Source organism: Bradyrhizobium sp., assembly GCF_049586575.1.
Taxonomy (GTDB): Bacteria; Pseudomonadota; Alphaproteobacteria; order Rhizobiales; family Xanthobacteraceae; genus Bradyrhizobium.
Map to the genome: position 1 here is coordinate 1 of NZ_JBAVCF010000416.1, position 2,224 is coordinate 2,224.

General features: G+C 62.8%; 3 protein-coding genes. 1 reads left to right on the forward strand and 2 read right to left on the reverse strand.

What is annotated here, in order from left to right:
• Nucleotides 1–224: 224 nt before the first annotated feature.
• Entirely contained in the window at nt 225–848 is a 624-nt protein-coding gene (locus tag WB528_RS16430; RefSeq protein WP_423889466.1) for a hypothetical protein, read from the reverse strand.
• A 227-nt stretch (nt 849–1,075) separates the two neighbouring features.
• On the opposite strand from WB528_RS16430, the gene WB528_RS16435 reads away from it, so the two are divergent.
• A complete protein-coding gene (locus WB528_RS16435) occupies nt 1,076–1,414 on the forward strand; it encodes a DUF1496 domain-containing protein (protein WP_423889468.1) in 339 nt (112 codons plus the stop codon).
• Nucleotides 1,415–1,422: 8 nt separating this feature from the next.
• Here WB528_RS16435 and WB528_RS16440 read toward each other — a convergent pair.
• On the reverse strand, nt 1,423–2,224 hold an 802-nt coding region (locus WB528_RS16440; RefSeq protein ID WP_423889467.1), incomplete at its 5' end, for a PQQ-dependent sugar dehydrogenase.

Here is a 2,224-nt window from a genome sequence, read left to right on the forward strand (position 1 = left end):
GCGCGATAGAGCCCCACGACCCTCGCGGCGAATCGAGCTCGCGCTCAAACACCATCGTCCGCCCTCAGAGCGCTGGCGGCCGGTCTGGTCGCAATGTGCGGAGAAACGCCTGGCGAGCGCTAACCAATTCCCGCAGCGAAGGCCCTAGTGGTCCGATTCTGACATTCGCATCCCTGCTCAGCGGGCACTTTTCCGAATGTTAGAATCAAAAGGACCAAACTCCACTAGCTGCGTCCCTTGCCTGGGGGAGAGCCGAACAAGGCCTTCTTCAGGTCCTTGATGCCTTCGGAAAGCCGCGGCCATTCGCATGAAAAGGAATGCGGCGCGCAGCCGGCGGGCTTGACGCGCCTGAGGTCGCTGGCCGCCGGCTGTGGCTTGCCGATGTTGCGGGTGGTCAGTGGCGGCTTTTCAGTTTCGCTCTTCAGCGATGCTTGGTTCAGCGAGGCTTGGTTCAGCGAGGCTTGCCGCAACTGCTGCCGCTTGGCGGCAAAGGCCGCCGCGATGCTGCTGCGCCGCTGATTTTCGAGATAGGCGGTGTACTGCTCGTCGATCCGCTTCTGCTCCTCCGGCGTGGGGTTGGGGCCCGCGATGTCGAAGTTGCGGTTTTGCATGAAATCGAAATAGGAGTAGCCGCCGCCGGGTTTGCGGCGGCCGGCAAACTTTGCATTGCATTGGGAAAGGGCCGCGGTCCGCGCTTCCTTGCCGGTGACCTTCTCGGCAACATCGGCGCATTCCTCGAAATCGGCCGGCCCGCGCGACCACCACTGCGCCCGCGCCTGCGGTGACGAAAGCACGGCGCAGCCGATCGCCATGGCCGCGAGCAGGATCTGGTTACGGGGTGCAGTCAACGGTGGCGCCTTGCGATCAGTGCGAAAGACGAAAAACACCGCAGATTGTCGTCATTATTCGCCGCCTTGTCGACCCCGAAACGAGGGCCTATGCAGCCCGGACCGGACGTTCGCCGCCAAAGGGAATATCAGTTCCCGAAGACGTTTCCGCTTTGCACCGCGCAGCTTTCGTTACTGGTCTTGACCGAGAAGAAATCATAAGTCCGTCCGGTCACCATGCTGTGGATGTGGGTAGAGGCCGCGCCACGGCGTGGGCGGCGCCGGAACCGAAGCCCGCCGCCAGTCCGGTCTGCCTGTACGAAAGCAAGGCTTATAGCGAAGGCGCTTTCGTTTGCGTGCAGAAATCCTTGATGCTGACGTGCACGGCCGACGGCGCCCGGGTGTCGTGGAAGCCGGTCGCCGACAAGGATATCAACGACCGCTGCACGGCGCCGACGGTGCAACACGCTCGCCCGGAGCAGCGCCACCGTTTCCATCGGCGGCATTTCGTCGTGCGCCGGGCGTTTCCCTTTGTGGAAAATCCGGCGAAGTGTTTTCTGTTCAACGCCAGGGAATATTGCGAGTAACTGTCGTCCTAATGCGTGATGCGCCAGATCGTGCCGTTGCCGTCCTCCGAGACGAGCAGGGCGCCGTCGCGCGCGACTGTTACACCGACCGGGCGTCCCCACACATCGGAATCGCTGGAGACAAAGCCGGTCATGAAGTCTTCGTATTCTCCGGTGGGAACGCCGTCCTTCATGCGAATGCGGATCACCTTGTAGCCGGTGCGCGTGGCTCTGTTCCATGAGCCATGCTCGGCGGCAAAGCCGTCGCCGCGGTATTCCGCCGGGAACGCGTGGCCGTCGTAGAATGTCAGTCCAAGAGAGGCCGAGTGCGCCTGGATCAGGACGTCGGGAACGGTGACCTTGTCCTTCAGGTCCGGCCGCTCGCCCGCATGGTGCGGATCTTCGTGGTTGCCGATGTAGAACCACGGCCAGCCATAAAATGCGCCCTCGCGCACGCGGGTGACGTAGTCGGGGACGAGATTGTCGCCAAAGCCGTCGCGCTCGTTGGTCGAGCAATAGACGTCGCCGGTGGCCGGATGAATCGCAAGCCCGACGCAATTGCGGATGCCGGTGGCAAAGATTTTCGGGCCGGTTCCATCCGGATTGAAAGAGAGCACGTCGGCGCGGCGGGCCTCATAGCCTGAACTTGCGCCGAGCGCGAGTTTTGAAGCATCTGAAGCGCTGCCTCGGCTTCCTTCCGCGTCGTTGCTCGTCGAGCCGACCGACACCAGCATCCGCCTGCCGTCTTTGGTGAACACGATATCGCGGGTTGAATGCCCGCCCGCGCTCGGTAACTCCGCGACGGGTTCCGGCTTACCGGCGGCTTTCAGA